General features: G+C 66.9%; 11 protein-coding genes. 8 read left to right on the forward strand and 3 right to left on the reverse strand.

Annotated elements, in window-relative coordinates:
* Nucleotides 1-19: 19 nt before the first annotated feature.
* Nucleotides 20-223 carry a hypothetical protein gene (locus tag U5N23_RS08880; protein WP_322592449.1) on the forward strand — a complete coding sequence of 68 codons (204 nt, stop codon included), beginning with the start codon at nucleotides 20-22 and terminating at the stop codon, nucleotides 221-223.
* Nucleotides 224-339: 116 nt separating this feature from the next.
* On the opposite strand, the gene U5N23_RS08885 is transcribed toward U5N23_RS08880, so the two are convergent.
* Nucleotides 340-492 (reverse strand): hypothetical protein, encoded by a 153-nt coding sequence (locus U5N23_RS08885; protein ID WP_322592450.1) that lies wholly within the window; start codon nucleotides 490-492, stop codon nucleotides 340-342.
* A 397-nt stretch (nucleotides 493-889) separates the two neighbouring features.
* Here U5N23_RS08885 and U5N23_RS08890 point away from each other — a divergent pair, with 397 nt between their 5' ends.
* From U5N23_RS08890 to U5N23_RS08920, 7 genes are all read left to right on the forward strand, one after another.
* Nucleotides 890-1,534 (forward strand): hypothetical protein, encoded by a 645-nt coding sequence (locus U5N23_RS08890; RefSeq protein WP_322592451.1) that lies wholly within the window; start codon nucleotides 890-892, stop codon nucleotides 1,532-1,534.
* A gap of 341 nt (nucleotides 1,535-1,875) precedes the next feature.
* A complete protein-coding gene (phaR, locus tag U5N23_RS08895) occupies nucleotides 1,876-2,442 on the forward strand; it encodes a polyhydroxyalkanoate synthesis repressor PhaR (RefSeq protein ID WP_322592452.1) in 567 nt (188 codons plus the stop codon).
* A gap of 22 nt (nucleotides 2,443-2,464) precedes the next feature.
* Nucleotides 2,465-2,923 carry a hypothetical protein gene (locus U5N23_RS08900; protein ID WP_322592453.1) on the forward strand — a complete coding sequence of 153 codons (459 nt, stop codon included), beginning with the start codon at nucleotides 2,465-2,467 and terminating at the stop codon, nucleotides 2,921-2,923.
* Between the two features lie 209 nt (nucleotides 2,924-3,132).
* Complete coding sequence (gene rimO, locus U5N23_RS08905) at nucleotides 3,133-4,524, forward strand: 30S ribosomal protein S12 methylthiotransferase RimO (protein ID WP_322592454.1); 1,392 nt, start codon at nucleotides 3,133-3,135, stop codon at nucleotides 4,522-4,524.
* Nucleotides 4,525-4,668: 144 nt separating this feature from the next.
* Nucleotides 4,669-5,058, forward strand: coding sequence for a DUF5329 family protein (locus tag U5N23_RS08910; RefSeq protein WP_322592455.1), 390 nt, complete (start codon nucleotides 4,669-4,671; stop codon nucleotides 5,056-5,058).
* 426 nt (nucleotides 5,059-5,484) lie between these two features.
* Entirely contained in the window at nucleotides 5,485-7,416 is a 1,932-nt protein-coding gene (locus tag U5N23_RS08915; RefSeq protein ID WP_322592456.1) for a YhgE/Pip domain-containing protein, read from the forward strand.
* A 105-nt stretch (nucleotides 7,417-7,521) separates the two neighbouring features.
* The gene (locus tag U5N23_RS08920) at nucleotides 7,522-8,013 is read left to right on the forward strand and encodes a hypothetical protein (protein WP_322592457.1); all 492 of its coding nucleotides are present in this window, start codon (nucleotides 7,522-7,524) and stop codon (nucleotides 8,011-8,013) included.
* A 175-nt stretch (nucleotides 8,014-8,188) separates the two neighbouring features.
* Here the strand turns inward: U5N23_RS08920 and U5N23_RS08925 are convergent, their stop codons facing one another.
* On the reverse strand, nucleotides 8,189-9,055 hold the full coding sequence (locus tag U5N23_RS08925; protein WP_322592458.1) for a sulfotransferase: 867 nt from the start codon (nucleotides 9,053-9,055) through the stop codon (nucleotides 8,189-8,191).
* 84 nt (nucleotides 9,056-9,139) lie between these two features.
* A complete protein-coding gene (locus U5N23_RS08930; RefSeq protein ID WP_322592459.1) occupies nucleotides 9,140-15,001 on the reverse strand; it encodes an Ig-like domain-containing protein in 5,862 nt (1,953 codons plus the stop codon).
* Nucleotides 15,002-15,426 lie beyond the last annotated feature (425 nt).

Here is a 15,426-nt window from a genome sequence, read left to right on the forward strand (position 1 = left end):
CCCTCTGCGAAAGCGCTCCATGTCCTTCACCATCCGCGATGCTGCCCCCAATGAAAAGCGCGGCAACGCCATGTCTGCGGCGCTGGCCAAGGAGCAGCTTCAATACGCTGTGCAGATTGTCAAGGACGTGCTTCCCACCCATGCGGGGGATGCCGCGCTGATCGGTGCCGTGCTACAGGCCATCGCTTCCAACTACGCAGCCGTGCCGCAGCCCAACCGGTAAGCGGCCGCAACACGACCCGCTCCCGACCCCAGGGTCTGCACAGGCCCTGCGGCCGGGCAGGCACAGGTGCGCCTGGGTGCATGCGGCGCAGGGGAGCTGCGCCCTCCTGCATTGGCTCAAAAATGGGGCGGCGGGTCCTGCACCGGCGACTCGGCCGGGCCGGGAGGCGGGTCGCCCTGGGGCGGCTCGGGTGCCCAGGCCGGCTGGGGCGGCTGTTCGAGCGGCGGGGTGTCGATGGGCGGCAGGGGTTGGGGTGCGGGTGCGGGCATGGAGAGCTCCTTTGGCGGGTTGGTGGTCTGGAAACCACCGTACCTCCATCGCAGGGCCACGTATGCCAGCCAATGCCTATACCTGGGGCGGGTTGGGTCACCCGTCGGCGCGTTATTGGCAATGGTCCAGTGCCTTATGTGTCTTTCTGGCACTCATTGTTGTATTGAGTGATGCGAATGGTGGCCTTTGGTGCTGAAAAATGAGGCGCGTTCTGCATGCGGATGTGTCCTTGGTCACCAGCAGTCAGAGACACGGTGGCGGACAATACACCCATTACGGTGTGGTGCATGCGCTACGCCCCCAGCCAGGCACCAACAGATAGTTGGCCGACCCGGTTGGTTACGATGTACGTTAACGGTTACAGGTCCGGCAAGGGCCTTCCAGGAGAGATCAGACGTGAAACCGAACCCCAAAAACCTCGCGGTTGCGGCGTTTCTCGTGAGCGCCATGGCAGGGGCCCAGGCAGCCGATCCGGCGGTGTTCGACGGCGCCACCGGCACGCTGCGCATGCCCATGCTGCAGATCGACAACGCGAACTACTTCAATGTGGTGATCAAGCTGCTGGATACCGGCCTGATCAAGGCCGGCGACCCGGCCGTGGTTGGTGAGGACAACCAGTTCATCAACACCGGCAATCTGCTGCACCTGCCCAAGCTGGCCCTTGGCCAGGACATCTTCACCCAGGTCAGCCTGGGCAATCCTGTCTTCACCTTGGTGAGCTATGACGGCGTGGTGACGAAGCCGCCCTTCAACGGTACCGGCTCCGCCGGCCACCTGCTGGACGTGCGGGTGACGGCCTTGAGCACGGCGCAGAACCCGGTCACCCTGGTCAATGTGGCCCGGCCGCTGAGCCAGCAGGAGTTCTGCGGCGATGCGTCGCTGCGCCTGCCCATCACACAGAGCCAGCAAAACGCGCTGGCCAACAACTGGACGCTCAATGTCTGCACCTTCGATGTCATCTCGGGCACGGGCTCCATCAAGATGACGCTGAGTGTGTCGGGCCTGGCCGTGCCCTACAGCGCCACCTACGTCTATCACTGATACCGGCGAATTTGCCTTCAACCAGCTAACGTCGTTGGGGAGCCTTGCCGTGCTACAGCACTGTATGCGGCTCCCCGCCTGGTTATCCGGCTGAATGCAGATATTCGCAGAAGCCGCGCCACGCAGGGCGGCATCCAGGGGCGGCACACAGTGCGCGCCCCTTTTTCATTGTGGAGGCGTTGGGCGCCGTTTTTGACGGGACCGTGCTGTCAACTGCGCGACTCTCGAGAATCAGGGTATTCCTTTGCCGGTGCAGGGGCCGGCACTGCCTAGAATCTGTTGCACTGCAATAGATTGACAGATACCACACATGATGGGCCCGTGCGCCCGAGGAGTCCGTAGTGCCCGACAAGAAGAGCAGCGCCCCCGCTGGAGCCACCGCATCCGCATCTGCCCCCGGCAAGTCTGCACAGCGCGTGATCAAGAAGTACCCCAATCGCCGCCTGTACGACACCGACACCTCCACCTACATCACGCTGTCCGAAGTGCGCGAGCTGGTGATGGCCCACCACACCGTGGTGGTGCGCGATGCCAAGACGGGTGAAGACCTCACACGCAGCATCCTGCTGCAGATCATCCTGGAAGAAGAGGCCGGCGGCGCCCCCATGTTCACCGAGGCCGTGCTGGCCAACATCATCCGCTTCTACGGCCATGCCATGCAGGGCTTCATGGGTGCCTACCTGGAGAAGAACGTGCAGGCCTTCACCGACGTGCAGGCCAAGCTGGCCGAGCAGTCGCAAAGCGTCACGCCCGAGATGTGGGCGCAGTTCATGAACCTGCAATCGCCCATGCTCAAGGGCATGATGGGCAACTACGTCGAGCAGTCCCAGTCCATGCTCACGCAGATGCAGGAGCAGATGCAAAAGCAGACGGAGCAGATGCTGGGGGCCTTCGGCCTCAAGCGCTGAACCGAACGGAGCGGAGGTTGCCATGGGCTTTCTGCAACGCCTTTTGGGGGGAGGGGGCCGCAAGCTCGAACACCCCGTCTTCGGCGGCCTGCTGCTCATCCGCGCCAAACACGGCGCCTACTGGGAAGGCGAGACCCAGCTTGCAGGCCGCCCCCTCACCCTGGCGATCGAGGCCCCGGGCGAGGCCGAGCCCGTGCCGGGGCAGGTGGCGTTTTTCGAGCGCTACACGCAAGACCCCGACCTGGCCTTCCACAAAGGGGAGGACCTGCTGATCGGCGAGTACGAACAGTGGCTGCGCAAGCCGTTTCCGGCCGACTGGCGGGAGGCGTTTGCCTGGGTGGCCCTGTCGATTCCGGCCGATGGCGATGAACTGAAGCCCTGGGACCTGTCGTTCGAGTGCCTGCAGGGTGTGGCGGCGCGGCGCCATTTCACCTGCTACATCGAGCGGGGGCATGTCGTGCGGGTGGAGATGAGTGGGTAGCGGTGGTGGCCTTTGGGTCAAGCTGCAGTGCCCATTTTCACTTGCAAGGTGATTTTCAGCAGATGCTGAAAATGGGGTTCAGGTTGAAAGTGGCAGCCCAGTACTTGGGCGAACAAAACCCGGGCATCGTGGCGCCTCGGGCCTGCGTGCAACGCCTGGAGAGCCCCCTCCATACCCCTTTGTCCCCGGAACTGGGACAATACGGGGATATGAGCGAAGCACTGTCCCCCACGAAAACACCCAAAGTCGGCTTTGTGAGCCTTGGCTGCCCCAAGGCCCTCACGGATTCCGAACTGATCCTGACGCAGTTGAGCGCCGAGGGTTACGAGACCTCCAAGACCTTCCACGGGGCCGACCTCGTCATCGTCAACACCTGCGGCTTCATCGACGATGCCGTCAAGGAAAGCCTGGACACGATCGGCGAGGCGCTGGCCGAGAACGGCCGGGTCATCGTGACCGGCTGCCTGGGTGCGCGCGAAGGTGCGGACGGCGGCAACATGGTGCGCCAGATGCACCCCAGCGTGCTGGCCGTGACGGGCCCGCATGCCACGCAGGAGGTGATGGACGCGGTCCACCTGAACCTGCCCAAGCCGCACGACCCGTTCATTGACCTAGTGCCGGGCAACTTCGGCATTGCCGGCATCAAGCTCACGCCCAAGCACTACGCCTACCTCAAGATCAGCGAGGGCTGCAACCACCGCTGCACCTTCTGCATCATCCCCTCGATGCGCGGCGACCTGGTGTCGCGCCCCATCGGCGACGTGCTGAGCGAGGCCAAGGCCTTGTTCGAAGGCGGCGTGAAGGAGCTGCTGGTGATCAGCCAGGACACCTCTGCCTACGGCGTGGACGTGAAGTACCGCACCGGTTTCTGGGACGGCAAGCCCGTGAAGACGCGCATGCTCGAACTGGTGCAGACTCTGGGCGAGATCGCCGAGCCCTACGGCGCCTGGGTGCGCCTGCACTACGTGTACCCCTACCCGAGCGTGGACGACGTGCTGCCGCTGATGGCCACCGGCCGCGTGCTGCCCTACCTGGATGTACCTCTGCAGCACAGCCACCCCGATGTGCTCAAGCGCATGAAGCGCCCGGCCAGCGGCGAGCGCAACCTGGAGCGCATCCAGCGCTGGCGCGAGGTCTGCCCCGAGCTGGTCATCCGCAGCACCTTCATCGCCGGCTTCCCGGGCGAGACCGAAGAAGAATTTGCCCACCTGCTGGACTTTGTGCGCGAGGCGCAGATCGACCGTGCCGGCTGCTTTGCCTACAGCGACGTGAACGGCGCTGCCGCCAACGAGCTGCCCGGCATGCTGCCCATGGAAGTGCGCGAAGAGCGCCGCGCCCGCTTCATGGCCGTGGCCGAAGAGGTCTCCATCGCCCGCCTGCAGCGCCGCGTGGGCGCCACCATGCAGGTGCTGGTCGACTCCGCCCCCGGCCTGGGCCGCAAGGGCGGCGTGGGCCGCACCTATGCCGATGCGCCCGAGATCGACGGCACGGTGCAACTGCTGCCGCCCGAGAAGATCAGCAAGACCATGAAGGTGGGCGAGTTCACGCGCGCCCGCATCGTGGGCGTGCGCGGGCACGATTTGATCGCGCAGCCGATCTGAACCCATGGATGGCCCCCGCGCCCGCCTGCCTCCACCCGGCGAGCCGGGCTGAAAACGCAGGCGCGGCCGGGCGTGCCGCGCGAATTCCTGGAGCGAGCCATTGATCGAGCCGGGGCCGCATTTCCTCAAAAAATCGCGATGCCGATGCTGCGCACTCTGATCGTTCTCTGGTTCTGCCTTCTCGCAAACATCTCGCTTGCAGCGCCCGCAGCCGCACCGGTGCGCGGCGAGATCGACGCCCTGCTGGCCGCGCTGCAGTCCTCCAATTGCGAGTTCCAGCGCAATGGCTCCTGGCACGGCGCTGCGGAGGCCAAGACCCACCTGCTGCGCAAGCTGGAATACATCGAAAAGCGAAGCACGCTGCCCAGCGCAGAAAAGTTCATCGAGCTGGCCGCCTCGTCGAGCAGCGCCTCGGGCCGGGCCTACCAGGTCCGGTGCAACGGCACCGTGCAGCCCAGCGCCCAGTGGTTTGGCAGGCAGCTGGAAAAAATCCGCGCTCCCGGCGGCGCGAACGCCCCATCCACAGGCAAGTGATGAGTGCACGGGGCCCGCAGCGGCAGGCGTGAAGCGGCTGCTTGCCCATCAAGGGGATGACGGGCATGTCGATCTGCCACCGGCGCTGCTGCGCCGCCCAGGCGCGCCTGGCCGCAGGGCCGCTGGCTACATAAATCTTTACACATTCACGCGCTGCCGCCGGGCGCGCAGTACCTGCGAACCCGCACGGTTCAAGGCACACTGCGGGTCATCAGAGCGGCTAACAAAACTCTTCTGGCGTGGTTGCAGCGTCTTGTCGTACTACTCGTACTGCCTGCGACGCAGCGCCTAGCCAGAACCGCTTCGCTGAGTTTTGTTATCCGCTCTGAAAAGGCAAGGTGCCACCAGGCTTGCGGCGCCGCGCCGCAAGGGCCGGCTTCACCTTGCCTTGCCAAACACAACACCACAGAACCCGACCCGCTGCTCATGCGCCTGTTCAGCAACGCATTGCGCGTCTCGATGCTCGAGGCGCGGCTGCTGCGCAGCTTTCCAAAGCTGCGCTGGTCGCTGCTGGGGGTGGTGGTGATACCGGCGTTCTATGCCTTCATCTACCTCGAATCGGTGTGGGACCCTGTCAGCCACACCGGCAACCTGCCGGCCGCCATCGTCAACCTCGACCGCGGTACCCTGGCCAACGGCCAGGCGGTGAACCTGGGGCTGGAGCTGGCGCAGACGCTCAAGGACAAGCAGCAGTTCGGCTTCTACGAAGAGGGCGACCCCGATGCGGCGCGGCGCGCCGTGCGCCAGGGCAAGAGCCTGTTTGCGCTGGTCATACCGGCCGACTTCAGCGCCGGGGCCATGGCGGCGGGCTCGCCGGGGGCGGGCAAGCTGGTGGTGTTTGCCTCGGAGGGCAACAACTACGCGGGCGCGGGCTTCGCCAAGCGTTTTGCCGAAGAGCTGGGCCACCAGGTCAACGAATCGCTCAACGAAAAGCGCTGGGAGGTGGTGCTGGGCGCCAGCTCTTCGGCGGCCGACAGCCTGCAGCGCCTGCACGAGGGCGTGGCCCGGCTGCGCGAAGGGGCGGCGGCGCTGCACGGCGGCATGGGCAAGGCCGAGGGGGGATCGCTGCAACTGGCCAAGGGGGCTGCCGAGCTGTCCACCGGCGTGGCGCAGCTGGGCGACGGCATGAAGCAACTGGGCGCGGGCGCGCGCACGCTCGATGCGAAAAAGCCCGAGGCAGCCGACCTGCAGGCCCTCAAAACCGGCGCCGCGCAACTGGCCACCGGGCATGGCGAGCTCAAGCAGGCCCTGCCGCAACTGGAAGACGGTGCGCAGCGCCTGGCCGATGGAGCAGGGCAGTTGCGCGACGAGTCCAAGTCACTGCTGTTTGGCGGCGACAAGGTGTCTGGCGCGGCCGGGCAACTGGCCGACGGCGCCAGCCAGTTGCGCGGCGGCCTGCAGCAGGCCGGCCAGGGCGAGGCCCAACTGGCCGAGGGCGCGCAGGCCCTGTCGCAAGGCGTGGCCCAGATGGCCGACGGCTTTGCCGCCTATGCGGCCGGCGCTTCCACCCTGGCCGCCAAGGTGCCGGCCGATGCCAAGGTGGAGCAGCTGGTGGACGGCAGCAAGGCCCTGGCAGGCGCCGCCAGCGAGCTGCGCACGGGCCTGCTGAAGGTGAAGGACGGCGCCTCGCAGCTCGCGCTGGGGCTCGAGACGCTGGAGGCCTCGCTGCCCTCCGGCGGCCCCGGGGTGGAGGGCACGGCCAGCGGCCTGGCGATCTCGGTCCAGCCGCAGATCGAGATCGATGCGCCGGTCAAGAACAACGGCATGGGCCTGGCGCCCAACTTCATCCCCATCGCGCTGTGGCTGGGCGCGGTGATGACGGCCTTCATCTTCCACCTGCGCCGCCTGCCCGACGAGGCCGCAGGCTACTCGCGCGTGTCGCTGCTGCTGGGCAAGCTCGCTGTGCTGTGGAGCGTGAACCTGCTGCAGGCCGCCTGCGTGCTGCTCATGGTGTGGCTGGTGCTGGGCCTGCAGGCCGTGAACATGGCGGGCCTGGCGCTGTCGATGGCGCTCACCTCGCTGACCTTCATGCTCGTCATCCTGGCGCTGGTGCGCGGCTTTGGCGACGTGGGCAAGGCCATTGCGCTGATCCTCATGGTGCTGCAGCTGTCGTCTGCCGGCGGCGTGCTGCCGGTGGAGCTGACCAGTGCCTTCTACCGCGACATCAGCCCCTGGCTGCCCTTCACCTGGTCCATCAAGGCCGTGCGCGCCAGCGCCTTCGGGGCCCTGGGCGGCGAGTGGGGCATGGCGCTGGCCGTGCTGGGGCTGTTTGCGGTGGGTGCCTTCGTGTTCTCGCTGCTGGTGGGGCAGTGGAAGTTTGTGACGCCAGAGGAGCACCGGCCCGCGATGGACATCTGACGCCTGCGCCGCCGGCCGGGCCGGGTGGGGTGACAGAAGGGCGCTGGGGCCCTGGGGGCGGGTGGTAGATTCGTCTGGCCCCACATTCCCTTGCCGCAAGCGCCCATGTCCGCCATCCTGTTCCTGCTGGTCGTCCTGTTCTGGGCGGCGGTTGCGTCGGCACTGGCGTTCAAGCTGGTCAGGCGGATTCCCATCGCCGTGGCCGCCAGGGTGGCGCTGGGGCTGGTGGTTGCGCCGCTGCTCTTCGTGGCGCCCATGGCCGACGAGATCGCCGGGGCGCGGCAGTTCGAGGCGCTGTGCCGGCCGGAGAACGCCGTCCAGGTCCACTTCAAGGTGGGCCACTTGCGCGACCTGCGCCAGGTCCACAAAGGGAACGGCACGGTGGCGGGCCGGCTGATCCCCATCGGCGTGCAGCAGACGGACTACCTGGACCGCAAGACCGGCGCCGTGGCCGCATCGGTCAAGGCCTACAGTACCGAAGGGGGCTGGTTCTCGCGCAAGATCCTGCAGGGCTGGGGCCCCTGGTTCGGGCGGGGGGAATGCGCGCTGAAACCGGGCCAGGTGCGCCAATTGCTCACCACCGCCGGTACGGTGTGATACGAATTTGCTTTCAACCGTCTAACGTCGTTGGGCAGCCTTGCCGTGCCAAAGCACTGTCTGCGGCTTCCCGCCTAGTTATACGATTGAAAGCAAATCCGTATGATGCGGATTTGTCTTCCACAGTGAGCCATGGTGGGTCACCTGGCCGGGCTGCAGCCCTTGTGGCAGCCCATCAGGGCAGCGGCTGCTGCGCCTCTGGCGGGACGCCCTTGGCCGTGATCACGCTGGCGCGGCTACCCGCCTGGTCGTGCCAGAACGACAGCTTGCCGTACTGCTCGAAGAGGTCGGGTGGCAGAATGGTCTCGCGCCGCTCCAGGCCCACGGTGGGCCGCACCTTGTGCAGGCCGTGCAGGCCCAGGGCCTCGTCGAAGTCGGGGGCGTCGTACTGCACCTTGCCAAAGTCGTGCTCGAAGGCCGGCTCACCGAGAAACCGGTAGATCAGCGGCAGCACCTTGTGCGGTGCCTGGGCCAGCAGGTCGTAGTCGACCAGCAGCAGCGAGGCGGCATGCTCGCCGTAGAAGGCCTCCTTGAGCGCCGTCCACGGGTAGCCCACCATGCGGTTGCGCTGTGCCAGGGTGTCCACGCGGCTGTAGACGGTGTTGCGCTCGGTATCGTCGTTGAACAGGCGGGTGATCTCGAAGGGGTTGGCACGGTAGCGCCGCTCGATGCTGTCCATGACCCAGGCCACGTTGCGCACGCAGGCGATCAGCTTGGCGCCGGGGAACATCTCCATGAGGGCGGGCATCTGCGCGCTCCACATGCGGTTGGTGTCGAAGATGACTTGCTTCTCGGCCGCCTGGTCCGCGTAGTAGCTGTCGAACAGGCCACGCGCCAGGCGGTGGCGCTGCGCGCGGGTGACCACGGGGCCGAACTCGCTGCCCGCGCCCAACTGGTTGAGCATGCCGCGAAACAGGCCGCCCACCGGGCTGCTCATGCCGGCGTGAAAGCGCGGGTTCTGCAGCAGCAGGGCCGACAGCAGCGTGGAGCCCGCGCGCGGCAGGCCGGTGATGAAGTGGTAGCGGGGCGAGGGGGCTGTCACGGCGGCAAAGGGATGGTTGGATTGGGAGGGACTATCTCACACGGACACGATCCCCTCCTTCATGCGAACTCGATGCCCTCGGCGTCAGGCGAACTCGATCCCCTTGGCCGTGAGGCCTACGAGGTCGATACGCACGGCATTGGCATCCAGATTCGCGGCCATCACCACCAGCTCCCCGGCCGAGACCCCGCCGGCCATCAGGTCGGTAAGCAGCTTGAGCTCGCCCTCTGTGCCCGCCTGCCCCACCACATTGGTCCACAGCGTCTGCGCGATCTGCGTGGGCGTGTTCGCCCCCAAGAGCTGCAGCCCCAGCCCCGCGATGGTCTGGCTCGTGGCTCCGGCATCGAGCAGGCGAATCACCTCGCCCACCACCCCCTTGTTGCCCAGCAGGGCCGGCCCGCCCAGGGCACCGAGCAGCTTGGCCGCCTGGCCGGCATTCCCATCGAGGTCCAGCGCCAGCCTGGTGTCGTTGAAGGTGACCCGCTCCACCCGCGTGGTGTCCAGCATCGCGCCATCGGTCAGGCGCTGCAGGGTGAACGATCCATTGCCGTTGGCCTGCACATGGGTCTGGCCCAGAGTTGCGGGGATCACCACGGTATCGGTGCCCGCACCGCCATCGACATACCGCGCCAGGCCCAAGGTGGGGTTGATGGTGTTGTGGCCGGCATCGCCGGTCACAGTGACGTCGCGAATGGCATCCACGCGGACCGCTCCTGCACTCGCCATGCCTTCCAGCAACTGCGCCGGCGTCCTGCCCCCACTCTGCTCGGGGAAGAACTGCGCAAACAGCGTCGCCACCTCCAGCGCCGTCTTGCCCGTCAGGCTCTGAATGATCGCCCCCTCGCCCTGGTTCAGATCGCGCCCGATCCACTTCTGGAACAGATAGGCCCCGGCTTCTTCGGCCGCACTGTGCGCCACCGTCAGGCTCGGCCCGGTCGCAAACCGCACCTGCTCCACATCCACCAGCCAGTCCGACACGCCACTGGCGGTATGGGTCAGCTTGATGCCGGCCCCTTCGAGGGTCACGGTGTAGTCCGTCTTCTGCCCTTCCTGGATCGCCACGTCAAATCCCGTGCCGCCATTGAGCCTGTCGCTGCCCGTGCCGCCCGAGAGCAGGTCATTGCCGGCCCCACCAAACACGATGTCGTCCCCGGCATCGCCATAGACCTGGTCATCACCCCCTTCACTGCCGACCACGTCGTTCCCCCCACCGCCGTGGATGGTGTCATCGTCCGGGCCCAGCACGATCCACTGGTTCGCACTGTCACCGCTGGCCGCATTCTGGCCCGCGCCGCCGATGATGCGCACGGCCCCCACGACCGCCAGGAACTCCACATCATCCACCTGGATGACCGTGCCCGAAGGCAGGCTGCGCGCATCCACGATCACCGCCTGCTTGCCATCGGCAGGGTTGTTGCTGCCGGTGATCACCAGGGGCTGGGTGCCGTCATAGCCCACGCCGATGGTGGGCTTCAGGATCTGCACGCTCAAAGGCTCATTGGGCGCCAGGGTGGCATAGAACACCTGGCCGGCATTGGTCAGCTCAGGGCTGTCGCCGGCAATGCGCTCGATGCGGAAGCCCAGCTCGGCCAGGGCGGCAGAGCCCGTGGTCGTGGTAGTCAGTCCCTCGGCCTGCAGCCCGACGCCGGTGGGCACACCCACCGAGACGATGGGCGTACCGCTGGGCGAAGTGACCAGGGGGATATCGGCCAGTGGGGAGGGCGTACCAGGGGTATCGGGCCGGGTGGGCACCACCACCGGGATGGTGATGATGGTCGAGCCACCAGGGCCCGGCTCGGTGACGACGGGAACGCCATCGATGGGGGTGATGGGAGGCGTGGGCCCGGGGCCTGGATCAGGGGCGGCGGTGTTGTTGGTCACCGCCGTGGCGGCCAGCGTGGCGGCATCGTTGCCGGCCGCATCCTGGACCGCGTTGGCATCGTCGCCCCCCGTCGGGTCGGCATAGGCCACCGTCACCACCTGGCCATTGGTCACGGCCGTGGTGAGGGTCAGGGTCACGGTCTTTGCTGCGGCATTCACCACTGCCGCCGTGACCACATTGGGCGTGACCCCCACCATCACGGTAAAGGCCCCGGGCGCAGCGGCATTGACCGCATCGAGCGTACTGGACTCGGTATAGGTCAGCACCAGGGTGCTGCCATTGACGGTGGCCGAGGCCAGCACCGGGGCCGTGGGATCGATGGTGACCGACAGGCCGAACGATGCCGTGCTGAAATTGCCCGCCGCATCCGAGGCCTTGGTGGTCAGGGTATGCGCGCCAGCGGCCAGGGCCGCACCGGGGGTGATGGACCAGTTGCCCGCGCCATCGGCAACCGTGCTGCCCAGCACCGAGGTGCCATCGGTGTCGTACAGCGTGACATTGGCGTTCAGCCCCGCCGTGCCCGTGAACGTGGGCGTGGTGACCGCCGTGATGTTGTCGGTGCTGGAGGCGCCGGTATCGCTGGCCGCATCCAGGTTGGGCGGCGACGCGGATGCAGGTGCCGTGGTATCGATGGTGAGGTTCAGCCCCGCCGAAGCCACGCTCACATTGCCCGCCAGATCCGTGGCCTTGGCGGTCAGGGTGTGCGCGCCCGCCGACAGGGCCGTGCTGGTGGTGATGGACCAGGCGCCTGCGCCATCGGCAGCCATGCTGCCCAGAATCGTCGTGCCATCGGTGTCGTACAGCGTGACGGTGCTGCCCGCCTCGGCCGTGCCGGAGACGGTGGGCGTGGTGACATTGGTCAGGTCATCCGTGGACGAGGTGCCCGAATCGCTGCCCACCACCAGATCGGGGGCCGAAGGGGCGGCCACGGAGGTATCGATGGTGACCACCAGCCCCGCCGAGGCCACGCTCACATTGCCCGCAGCGTCGGTGGCCTTGACCGTCAGGGTGTGCGCGCCGGACGACAGCACCGAGCTGGTGAGCGACCAGGCGCCTGCGCCATCGGCCGCCGCAGTGTCCAGCACCGTCGTGCCATCGGTGTCGTACAGCGTGACGGTGCTGCCCGCCTCGGCCGTGCCGGTGACGGTGGGCGTGGTGTCGCTGGTGGTGTTGTCGGTGGAAGACGCGCCCGAATCGCTGCCGGCATCCAGGTCCGGGGCCGAGGGGGCAGCCGGGGCCGAGGCATCGATGGTGACCACCAGCCCGGTGGAGGCCGTGCTCACATTGCCCGCCGCATCGGTGGCCTTGACCGTCAGGGTGTGCGCGCCGGACGACAGCACCGAGCTGGTGAGCGACCAGGCACCTGCGCCATCGGCCGCTGCGGTGTCCAGCACCGTCGTGCCATCGGTGTCGTACAGCTGCACCGTGGCGTTGGCCTCGGCCGTGCCGGTGAGGGTGGGCGTGGTGTCGGCAGTGATGCGGTCGGAGTTGGAGCTGCCGGTGTCGCTGGCGGGGTCCAGGGCGGTGATGCTGGGGGCTGGGGGGGCTACGGTGTCGATGGTGAAGGTCTGGCCTGCGGTGAAGCCCGTGGCAATCGCATTGCCCGGCGCGTCGATGATGCCCGTGCCCGCGTTATTGAGGTCCAGGCGCAGCGTGCCGGTGCCGGTGATGCCGTTGACCGTCACGGTGTAGGTGCTGCCCGAGCCGGTGATGCCGGCCACGGTGCCGTCGGCAGTGCCGGTCTTGGTCAGCGCAAAGTCCGTGGCGTCCACCCCCATCACCGACTCGCTGAAGGTGACGGTGTAGTCCACGCTGGTGGCATTGGTGCTGGCGCTGCCCACACGGTTGATGCTGCTGACCGTGGGGGCGGCCGCATCCACCAGCACACCGGCGGTGCTGGCGAAGGTGATGCCGGTGGCGGCCGCGTTGTTGCCGGCGGCGTCGCGCACCGTGCCCCCGTTCAGGGTGATGGCAGGGGCTGCGCTGATGCCGTTGGTGTCCTGGTTGCCTGCGGCCACGGTGTAGCGGAAGGTCAGGGTGTCGGTGCCCGAGCCCGACACATAGGCCGCCTGCACCGTGCCCCCGGTGTCCAGCGAGAGGGCGATGTACGGCGTGCCCCCGCCGGTGGTGACGGTCACCGCCTCGCTGTACGTCACCGTGAAATCCAGCTGCTGGCCGGCCGAGTAGGTGGCATCGGCAGGCACGGTATCGGCCGTGAGCGAAGGGGTCACGCCGTCGATGACGAGGGCCTTGTTGGCGCCCAGGGAGCCGGCCGCGCCCGGGGCGGGCAGCGTGAGCGTGGCATCGTTGCCTGCGGCATCGCGCAAGGTGCCGCCATTGAGCGCCAGGGCGTTGGTGGCCAGGTAATCCAGGTCGAGCGTGGTGTCGCCGGCCTGCACGGTGTAGTTGAAGACCAGCGTGCCGCTGCCGCTGCCCGAGGCGTAGGTGGCCACCTGGTCGGTGCTGCCGGTCTCCAGCGTGAGCTGGGGCGCGCCGGTGACGGTGATGCTCTCGCTGAAGCTGACCTGGATGGCGATGGTGTCGCCCACCCTGTAGGTGCCATCGGCGGTGCTGGCGTTGACGCCGGTGACGCTGGGGGCCGCCGTGTCGATGGCGTAGTTGCTGGAGTCGGCTGTGCCTGTACCCGCAATGCCGCCGCTCACGCTGGTGACCCCTGCCAGGTTCACCGATATGACGTTGGTGGCGCTGGCCACGCCGGTATCGGGGGTGAGGGTGCCCGTCCAGGTGATGCCGCCATCGCTGCTGGAGAGGCCCGTTACCGCGCCATTGGACACCGTGAGGTCGGTGGTGTCGAAATTGTTGACGGCCGTGGAAAAGACAAAGGTGACGGTGGCGGTGTCGCCGATCTTGAGGGCGCTGTCGTTGAAGGTGGCGGAGGTGAGGGTGGGACTCGGAGCGTTGTCCACCACGAAGCGATCGAACTGCAAATGCAGGCCCGGCTGGGTCGGGTCCCAGGCCGGGGTATTGGCCGCGTCGAGGTATACGCGTATTTCATCGACGTTCTGGAACGCCGGGGCCGACATGGTGATGGTGGAGTACCAATCGGGTGAGTTGGAGTTGGCGTAGACGTTCTCGGTTCCGACCTTGGTCCCGTCGCGGTAGGCGTCGACAGTCAGGAAAGCTCCGTAGTTGGCGAAAAGGCCGTAGTCAAGTTGCTCAGCGTTGAAACCTATGAATGCGAATTCGCTGCCGTCGGCTGTCTTGAATGTCAGCGCCACTGGCACCTTGTATTGGTCCACCCCATCGCCCGAAGCGTTGGCAACCCCATCGTTGGCCCCCGCCGTGGGCATCTCGGTGGGATACCAGGTGCCAGCCCAAGGACCGGTGCCATCAGCGCGGTTGTAGCGCAACGGATGGGCGGCATCGATAACACCTGAGAGGTCGCTCGTGAAGATGTTGAAAGTCTTGGTCAGGGCCGAATGGTTGACGGCGTTGAGGTTCTGCTCGGGCGCGAAGCCGCGGTCGCCAAATTCGATGGTTGCGGCGGCGAGAACCGCTTCGTAGTCCCGAAGTGCTTCGCCGTTGAGCGCATTGGCAAAGTTGACGCTGCCGGAGGTCCATTCAAGAACCCAATCCCCCCCTTTGCCAGCGCTGCCCGTGAGGTTGTCGGATGCAGCGATATCCGCGCGGGTCGCATAGGCAAGCGACTGCAGCAATGGCTCGCCCTGGCCAGTGGCGCCGATGTTGCAGCCATACAGCAGAATGTCCCCATCGGCGGTGAGCGAGTCTCCAATGCGTGACAGCAACTCGGAGCGGGCCTGCACTTCATCGGCCCCCACCGAGCTGCTGCCCAGCTGCACGCGGCCGGCTTCGCCATGGCTCAGGATGTGGAGGGCCTCGATGCCGCTGCGCCCCTGCAGATGGGCGGCGATCTGGTCCAGCCCGTCCTTCGTGCCATCAAGCACCACGACCTCGGCACCCTCGGGCGCGGCGGCTGCCAGCGTCTGCCAGTCGGGCAGGTCATCGAACACGAAGACCACTTGCTGCGCAGGCGGCAGGGCGCCCGTGGGCAGTGGGGTGTCGATGGTGGTGCTGCGGGTCATGGGGCGCTTCCTCGGGGCTGTGGCGGGCCGCTGCGCTGGACAGGGGCCGTGCCATGGGTTCTGGATCTCCTGGGGAGCACATGGCGCAGGCCGGGGAAGGACTGGTGGTGCTTGAGCCGCATTTGCGCGCGGCATCCCGGGACATGGGGCGTCACAGCGCAGCTCTGGGTCAGCGCCAGCCTGACGGTGGGCTGCACCATGTTGGTGATTGCTGGCTGTGAAGCCGTTTTTTAACAGAAAGTAAGAATTCTTACGAACAAAATTCTTCATTCAGAGGGCTGGCACACGGCATTTGCACTTGCGGCTGTCCCCCATGCGACAGACCGGCAACCCGGCGGGGCTGCCAGCCATGTCGGGCGCAGGCAATCGCCGACTTGCCCGGGGCAGGCCGGGTATCGGTTCAAGGAAACGGGCGGCTGCGCCCG

The sequence above is a fragment of the Acidovorax sp. genome (assembly GCF_034519795.1).
In the GTDB taxonomy this organism is placed as follows: domain Bacteria; phylum Pseudomonadota; class Gammaproteobacteria; order Burkholderiales; family Burkholderiaceae_C; genus Acidovorax.

What these genes read in the sequence shown, in the direction of transcription:
- U5N23_RS08880 (WP_322592449.1), top strand. Translation starts at nt 20, where the DNA reads ATGTCCTTCACCATCCGCGATGCTGCCCCCAATGAAAAGCGCGGCAAC.
- U5N23_RS08930 (WP_322592459.1), bottom strand. Translation starts at nt 15,001, where the DNA reads ATGACCCGCAGCACCACCATCGACACCCCACTGCCCACGGGCGCCCTG.
- U5N23_RS08885 (WP_322592450.1), bottom strand. Translation starts at nt 492, where the DNA reads ATGCCCGCACCCGCACCCCAACCCCTGCCGCCCATCGACACCCCGCCG.
- U5N23_RS08900 (WP_322592453.1), top strand. Translation starts at nt 2,465, where the DNA reads ATGGGCTTTCTGCAACGCCTTTTGGGGGGAGGGGGCCGCAAGCTCGAA.
- U5N23_RS08910 (WP_322592455.1), top strand. Translation starts at nt 4,669, where the DNA reads ATGCTGCGCACTCTGATCGTTCTCTGGTTCTGCCTTCTCGCAAACATC.
- U5N23_RS08920 (WP_322592457.1), top strand. Translation starts at nt 7,522, where the DNA reads ATGTCCGCCATCCTGTTCCTGCTGGTCGTCCTGTTCTGGGCGGCGGTT.
- rimO (WP_322592454.1), top strand. Translation starts at nt 3,133, where the DNA reads ATGAGCGAAGCACTGTCCCCCACGAAAACACCCAAAGTCGGCTTTGTG.
- U5N23_RS08915 (WP_322592456.1), top strand. Translation starts at nt 5,485, where the DNA reads ATGCGCCTGTTCAGCAACGCATTGCGCGTCTCGATGCTCGAGGCGCGG.